The sequence below is a fragment of the Oribacterium sp. HCP3S3_B9 genome, assembly GCF_052064255.1.
Lineage (GTDB): Bacteria > Bacillota > Clostridia > Lachnospirales > Lachnospiraceae > Oribacterium.
The window spans coordinates 99,384-105,877 of sequence record NZ_JBQHVY010000007.1 but is presented as its reverse complement, the minus strand read 5'-3'; the positions used below and the strand labels follow the sequence as shown (position 1 = coordinate 105,877).

Sequence of the window (6,494 nt, the reverse complement as noted above, 5' to 3'; positions counted from 1 at the left end):
TTGAAGACTACAAGGTTGATAGGGCTAAGCTGTAAGTGCTGCAAAGCATTCAGGTGATAGTTACTAATAGGTCGAGGGCTTATCCAATGTGCGCAAGACGAGTGAAGCGTGGAGATTTACATCCACATTCACGAGTATGCGGCATCTACGACAGTAGATGTGCTGGTAGGTTTGATGTTTTAAAATCTTTCTTTAGAATGAAAGATTTTGCAGATATTCTTGTTATTATTCCTTCATAGCTCAGTCGGTAGAGCACGCGGCTGTTAACCGCGGTGTCGTTGGTTCGAGTCCAACTGGAGGAGCTTCTGGACAGTGGGATTAAGACATCGATGCTTGTCTTAACCCTATTTGTTTTTTAAAAATGTATTTTATGGCGAGATAGCCAAGTGGTAAGGCATGGGTCTGCAACACCCTGAGCGCCGGTTCGAATCCGACTCTCGCCTCTCTTTGGCGCCATGGTCAAGCGGTTAAGACACCACCCTTTCACGGTGGTATCACGAGTTCGAATCTCGTTGGCGTCATCAGGTCCTGGGAAGTATCCTGGGACTTTTTTGTGCCCGGAAATAAAAAAAGATTCGGAATATGTGAATCAGAAGTATATGTTTCGAACATATCTCGCATATATAATGAGCAGAAATCCAGGTGTCAGAAAAAATTTTAAAATTATCGGTCGAAGATAATTCTCTACATATATAATATGAAAACGATTCAGGATGGAAATACATACTACATAAGGTATAGTCTGAAAACAGACCATAGTCGTTTTGCGGACTATAGTCTACATGTAGACTATATGCAGAATGAAATTTATACGGTATAATGCAATTGTTCACGAGAAAGTACAATCCTCGGAACATCCGGCAGATGTTGTTTGGAGAGCGAGACGTCTACGGATTGCGATCTGCGAAGGTTTAGTGGTGCCTCTGCGGTCGCAGATCCCCCTCTTTTCGAATCATCCTGACTATTTTAAATGTTTTGGCGATTCAGAACGAAAAAACAATGTGTTCATGATGTTCGGTGGTGCATACAGACGATCTGGGATTGGTCTGATGTGTATCTCCGGCAGGAGAGGAGCAGTATGGATTACCAGATGAACGTGAGATTTCTTGAAGGCCTTCAGAGACTTCGTGAGAAGGGCTTTCAGATCCTGTTTAATGGAGAAGAGTGCCCGGCTGAAAACTGGGACCAGATGCTTCATCGGAAAGATGGGGGATTTTTTAAACGAGAATATGTCGATGCGTGCTCATCCTCGATTAATTTCCAGTGGGTATCACTGGCATGAGGGAGCAGGTAGCGTAAAAATCTGTAGAAAATCGTAAGAAAGGGGGTCGGTATTGGTACGGCCTCCTTTCTTGTATTCAATATGGATTTTTGTTATTATTTACGGGTCAGAATAGTAAACTTGAGATCTGGTGGAGGCTGACATGACGGTTAAGGAAACATTGATCCGATTATTTGAAGAAAACAAGGGACACTATATCTCCGGTGAGGAAATCGCACAGGAGCTTCACTGCTCTCGTACGGCGGTCTGGAAGGCGGTAAATCAGCTGAAGGAGGATGGCTATGAAATCGAGGCTGTAAAAAATAAGGGATACATGCTTTCACTGGAAAGTGATGTGCTGTCAGAACAGGCCATCTCCCGTTATCTGGAGCATGCGTATCCGGTTTCGGTATTTCAGGAGATTACGAGTACGAATGATGTGCTGAAGAAGCTGGCGGTTTCAGAGCACGTGCCGGAAGGGACAACGGTGATTTCCGATTATCAGACCGGCGGCAAGGGAAGACTCGGGCGCAGTTTCTTCTCACCGAAAGGAACCGGTCTTTATATCAGCATGCTGCTTCGTCCGGAGGGTACCGTCATGGATAATCTGATGCTGACCGCGCAGTCTGCCGTCGCAGTTTATCGTGCTGTCTGCAAGGTCTGCGGAGTCGAGCTTTCCATCAAGTGGGTCAATGACCTGTATTATGAGGGCCACAAGGTCTGTGGTATTCTCTCGGAGGGGCAGACCAGTATGGAGTCGGGCCGCATGGAATTCGTCATCGTCGGCATCGGCATCAATCTTTATGAACCGGAGGAGGGCTTCCCGGAGGATATCCGCGAGAAGGCCGGATCGATTCTCGGAAAGCGTTCCGAGGGAAAAATCGTGGATCGTAACCGCATCGCAGCGGAGCTGATTCGGGAGTTCTATGCGCTCGCACCGGAGAAGACACTGGCACAGGAATACATCGATCATAACATGGTGCCGGGACATGACATCATGGTCATCGATGGAAAGACACAGCGGCCGGCCAGAGCCACCGGCATCCGCCCGGACGGAACGCTGGAGATCGTCGAGCAGGATGGAAGCGAGGGTACACTGGTTTTCGGTGAGGTCTCGGTGCGTCTGCGGGATGGCGATCAGATCGTGTACAAATAAGTTTGGGAGTCATGTGAAATGAGTGATTATAGAAAGCGGAGTACGAAACGAAAGAAGCGAAAGGAGGCGACGCTGGTCGGGGATCTGTTTAAGATTCTTTTTGCGGTGTCGATGCTGATCATCGCGATCCTGGTGGCGTTTTTCGTATTTAAAAATGTGAGTGGCTTTACGCTTCCAGATCTTCGGGTGACCGCGGCAGAAACACAGGAGAGTGAAACAGCGACCGTGGTCAGCATTGACACGAAGAAGAGTGCTGAGGTCGAAACGAGCGCTCAGATCCAGGTGACAGAAAGTGCGCAGCAGCCGTCGGAAACGGCAGCGACCGGTGCCGAGGATGAGGAGATCGAAAAGAAGATCGAGTCCGTTGAAGCCTCCATCGAGGAGAGTGTAAAGTCCTCTGAAGCAGAGTCGAAGAAGGAAAGCACGGCGGAAGACGAAAGCAGAGAGACGAAGGAATCGAAGTCCACGGATAAGGTAGAGGAGCTGCCGTCTCGAAAGGATACGGACATCGAAGGTCCTGTGCCTGGAGGTGACCGTCAGGGAGAGGTCAGTAACGGTCCGGTCGTCGGCCCGGATACCGTCAAGGAAAGTCCGGAGACGGTGCAGAAGGATGGTGCGATCATCAGCGAGGGCGGTCCGGTCGGAGGATGAGATGATCTATTATTTGTTTGGAAAGTCAGCAAGCGGAAAGGATACGATCTATAAGCGGCTGAAGGCGCTTCATCCGGACTGGAAGGAGGTCACGCCGTATACGACGCGTCCGATTCGTGAGGGTGAGCGCGAGGGTGTCGAGTATCATTTTGTGACGGATCAGAGGATGGATCAGTTTGAGCAGACGGGTCGGATCATCGAGGAACGGACATACCAGACGGTCTATGGTCCATGGCGCTATGCGACGGTCGATGATGGACAGATCGTGCTCCGGACGGGGCAGGATTACCTGATGATCGGTGTGCTCCAGAGCTATGTCAGTACCCGGGATTATTTCGGTGCCGGACATGTTTTCCCGATCTATATCGAAGTGCCGGATGAGATCCGACGGGCGCGTGCGCGGGCTCGAGAGATGAAGGAGGCGACACCGAAGCTTGCGGAGATGCAGCGCCGTTTCGAGGCGGACCGTGTGGATTTTTCCGAGGAGAAGCTTGCGGCCGCCGGCATTGACCGACGGTACCTGAATCTGGATCTCGAGGACTGCATCGAAGAGATCGAACGGGATGTGAGAGGCTGAAACCGGAAGAGCGCCTGTGGGTGGAATCGGAGGCAGAAGACGTGCAGGGGCATGCGCGGAGTGACCACGGATAAAAAAGAGCTGTATCAATGAAAGCAATTAAAATACCGGAAAATCAAATATACAATGCCTATCTGATCGAGGGCGAGGATATGGAGCTTCTGAAGTCGGCTGCGATGGAATTTACAGTGCAGCTGCTCAGCCGGGATCCGTCATCGGTGGATACAGGCGCGATGCCGATTTATCAGCAGCGTGGGTATGCGAGCTGTGAGGAGTGGGCGGACAGCGTCCGGAAGCGGGTGCAGAACCATGAGCATCCGGATATGCTTGAAATCGTGCCGAATAAGCCGGAGGAGCATCCGACGATCATCTCGGTCGACAATATCCGTGACCACGTGACGGATACGGTCGCCGTGCGTCCGTATGAGGCGGCCTATAAGGTCTATCTTATCGAGCATGCGGAGATGATGAATCCGCAGGCACAGAATGCGATTCTGAAGACCCTCGAGGAGCCGCCGGAGTATGTTGTGATCATGCTGCTTGCGGCGAACGCAGATGCGTTTCTGCCGACGATACTGTCGCGTGTCATCGAAATCAAGGCGGGCGAACGGGATGTCCGGGAGCGTTATGCGGAGATGATCACGGAGGAGTGGGCGCAGGAAACGGTGAAGCTTCTGTCCGAGATTCGCTTCCGCACAGGTCGCGAAATTCTCGATTTCTGTACACATGTGAGTAAGGACTGGAAGGTGCCGCAGGGAAGCCTGCTTGGCTTTCTTGAAATTATTTTACGGGATGTGCTATGCTATAAAAGCACGTCGCAGATGGAGCTTCTGTATGCACAGGACTCCGTCAATGTCATCATACGTATGGCCTCCGCGATGAGCTACGAAAAACTCGGTCAGGCCACGGATGATCTGGAGCGTATGCTTCGGAATCAGACGTTTAATGTGAACCGGGATCTGATGCTGGAGAATTTTCTGCTCCGGCTCAGGGATACCAGTATATAAAATGCGATAAAATGAGGAATATATGACAGAAGTAATTGGAGTTAGATTCAGAACCGCCGGGAAGATATACTACTTCGATCCGAAGGATATCCACTTCACCCGCGGAGAGCATGCCATCGTGGAAACGGCACGTGGTATCGAGTATGGTTTCGTCGTGATGGGAAACCGTGAGACGGAGGATGCGAAAATCGTACAGCCGCTGAAGGAAGTGATCCGTAAGGCGAACGCTGAGGATGATCAGCGCCACCTCGACAACGAAGCGAAGGAGAAGGAGGCCTATAAGGTCTGTCAGGAGAAGATTCGTAAGCATAATCTCGAGATGAAGCTGATCGATGTAGAGTATACCTTCGACAGCAGTAAGGTACTGTTTTACTTTACGGCGGATGGTCGTGTGGATTTCCGCTCTCTCGTGAAGGATCTCGCGGCGATCTTCCGTACGCGGATCGAGCTTCGACAGGTGGGCGTACGTGATGAGACGAAGATGCTGGGAGGCTATGGTATCTGCGGTCGCCCGCTCTGCTGTCATACCTTCCTGTCCGATTTTGCGCCGGTGTCGATCCGCATGGCGAAGGAGCAGGGGCTCAGCCTGAACCCGACGAATATCTCCGGTGTCTGTGGACGTCTGATGTGCTGCCTTAAGAACGAGGAGGATGTCTACGAGTTCCTGAATGCACGTCTTCCGTCCGTCGGTGATACAGTTACTACACCGGATGGTCTTCGAGGCGAGGTCAGCAGCATCTCTGTGCTCAGCCAAAAGGTAAAGGTCGTCGTCAGTCTCGAAAAGGAAGATGAGAAGGAGCTCCGGGAGTATAAGGTTTCCGAGCTTAAGTTCAAGCCGCGGAAGCGTCCGAGTGGCGATAAGAAGAAGCCGGAGCAGAAGGGCAACCGTGCACAGAACGCGCAGGGAAGTGCTTCGGGTGGAAAAAAGGAAGGTCGTAGCGGTCGCGGTGAGCATGCGGCGAGCGGTGGACATGAGCGTGCACATAGTCCGAAGGGCGGTGATCCGCAGAAGAAGGCGGCTCAGCCGGATGTGGTCGAGATCGTAGAGCAGGTGGAAAAGCTGGGTGTGGACATCGTGCAGGGACAGGATGCGTAAGGTGTATGGCAGAGCGAATCGACGATTTACAGTGTAATGGCTACAGAATCATACAGGACAGTGAGGGCTTCTGCTTCGGTATGGATGCCGTGTTGCTGGCGAACTTCGCCGTGCCGGCCGTGACGTCAGAAACCAGATTGCTGGATCTATGCAGCGGGACGGGGATCGTCCCGCTTCTTATTGCGGCGAAAACGGAGTGTAAGGAGCTGATCGGTCTGGAGGTGCAGCCGAGTGTACAGTCGATGGCGGAGCGCTCGGTGGCGCTGAATCACCAGGAGCAGCGGATGACGATGCGCTTAGGGGATCTCCGGGATATCCGATCGATGGGCTATGACTCGAGTATGAACATCGTGACGGTAAATCCACCATACATGAAGTCCGGCCTTCGAAACCAGACCGACCGGAAGCTCATCTCACGACATGAGGTCCTGTGTACCCTCGAGGATGTGTGTGCGGCAGCGGCCTTTACGCTGAAATCGAATGGCCGGCTGTTTATGGTCCATCGGCCGAATCGGCTCGCGGATATCTTCTGCGCGCTTCGTGCAGAGCATCTCGAGCCGAAGCGGATGCGTCTCGTGTATCCGTATCTCGAGAGTGAACCGAACATGGTGCTGATCGAGGCGGTGAAGGGTGGAAAAAGCCAGCTGACGGTGGAAAAACCGCTGATCGTGTACCGTCAGAAAAAAATTTATTCGGATGAAATAATGCAGATTTACGGCTTGAAACCGTGATATTTTATAGTCTGT

The 6,494-nt window shown here is 51.8% G+C and carries 7 protein-coding genes, 3 tRNA genes and 1 rRNA gene; all 11 read left to right on the top strand.

All coding sequences use genetic code 11. The features are described from left to right. Positions 1–87 (top strand): 23S ribosomal RNA (locus ACTNC3_RS05685); the annotation flags it as partial. 142 nt (positions 88–229) lie between these two features. Further along, positions 230–302, top strand: a tRNA-Asn gene (locus tag ACTNC3_RS05680). A 70-nt stretch (positions 303–372) separates the two neighbouring features. Further along, positions 373–443: transfer RNA gene (locus ACTNC3_RS05675), tRNA-Cys, on the top strand. 6 nt (positions 444–449) lie between these two features. Beyond that, a tRNA-Glu gene (locus tag ACTNC3_RS05670) sits at positions 450–521 on the top strand. Between the two features lie 557 nt (positions 522–1,078). Further along, positions 1,079–1,282, top strand: coding sequence for a hypothetical protein (locus tag ACTNC3_RS05665; protein ID WP_410043180.1), 204 nt, complete (start codon positions 1,079–1,081; stop codon positions 1,280–1,282). 142 nt (positions 1,283–1,424) lie between these two features. Next, positions 1,425–2,417 carry a biotin--[acetyl-CoA-carboxylase] ligase gene (locus ACTNC3_RS05660; RefSeq protein ID WP_441226763.1) on the top strand — a complete coding sequence of 331 codons (993 nt, stop codon included), beginning with the start codon at positions 1,425–1,427 and terminating at the stop codon, positions 2,415–2,417. A gap of 18 nt (positions 2,418–2,435) precedes the next feature. Further along, entirely contained in the window at positions 2,436–3,068 is a 633-nt protein-coding gene (locus ACTNC3_RS05655) for a hypothetical protein (RefSeq protein WP_441226762.1), read from the top strand. Position 3,069: 1 nt separating this feature from the next. After that, positions 3,070–3,645, top strand: a complete 576-nt coding sequence (locus tag ACTNC3_RS05650; RefSeq protein WP_441226761.1) for a guanylate kinase — start codon at positions 3,070–3,072, stop codon at positions 3,643–3,645. A gap of 89 nt (positions 3,646–3,734) precedes the next feature. Further along, complete coding sequence (locus tag ACTNC3_RS05645; protein WP_441226760.1) at positions 3,735–4,652, top strand: DNA polymerase III subunit; 918 nt, start codon at positions 3,735–3,737, stop codon at positions 4,650–4,652. Positions 4,653–4,674: 22 nt separating this feature from the next. Beyond that, positions 4,675–5,748, top strand: coding sequence for a PSP1 domain-containing protein (locus ACTNC3_RS05640; protein WP_441226759.1), 1,074 nt, complete (start codon positions 4,675–4,677; stop codon positions 5,746–5,748). 5 nt (positions 5,749–5,753) lie between these two features. Continuing rightward, positions 5,754–6,479 carry a tRNA1(Val) (adenine(37)-N6)-methyltransferase gene (locus tag ACTNC3_RS05635; RefSeq protein WP_441226758.1) on the top strand — a complete coding sequence of 242 codons (726 nt, stop codon included), beginning with the start codon at positions 5,754–5,756 and terminating at the stop codon, positions 6,477–6,479. Positions 6,480–6,494: the final 15 nt, after the last annotated feature.

Coding starts and splice junctions, on each gene's coding strand:
- ACTNC3_RS05655 (WP_441226762.1), top strand. CDS start 2,436: ATGAGTGATTATAGAAAGCGGAGTACGAAACGAAAGAAGCGAAAGGAG.
- ACTNC3_RS05660 (WP_441226763.1), top strand. CDS start 1,425: ATGACGGTTAAGGAAACATTGATCCGATTATTTGAAGAAAACAAGGGA.
- ACTNC3_RS05635 (WP_441226758.1), top strand. CDS start 5,754: ATGGCAGAGCGAATCGACGATTTACAGTGTAATGGCTACAGAATCATA.
- ACTNC3_RS05645 (WP_441226760.1), top strand. CDS start 3,735: ATGAAAGCAATTAAAATACCGGAAAATCAAATATACAATGCCTATCTG.
- ACTNC3_RS05650 (WP_441226761.1), top strand. CDS start 3,070: ATGATCTATTATTTGTTTGGAAAGTCAGCAAGCGGAAAGGATACGATC.
- ACTNC3_RS05665 (WP_410043180.1), top strand. CDS start 1,079: ATGGATTACCAGATGAACGTGAGATTTCTTGAAGGCCTTCAGAGACTT.
- ACTNC3_RS05640 (WP_441226759.1), top strand. CDS start 4,675: ATGACAGAAGTAATTGGAGTTAGATTCAGAACCGCCGGGAAGATATAC.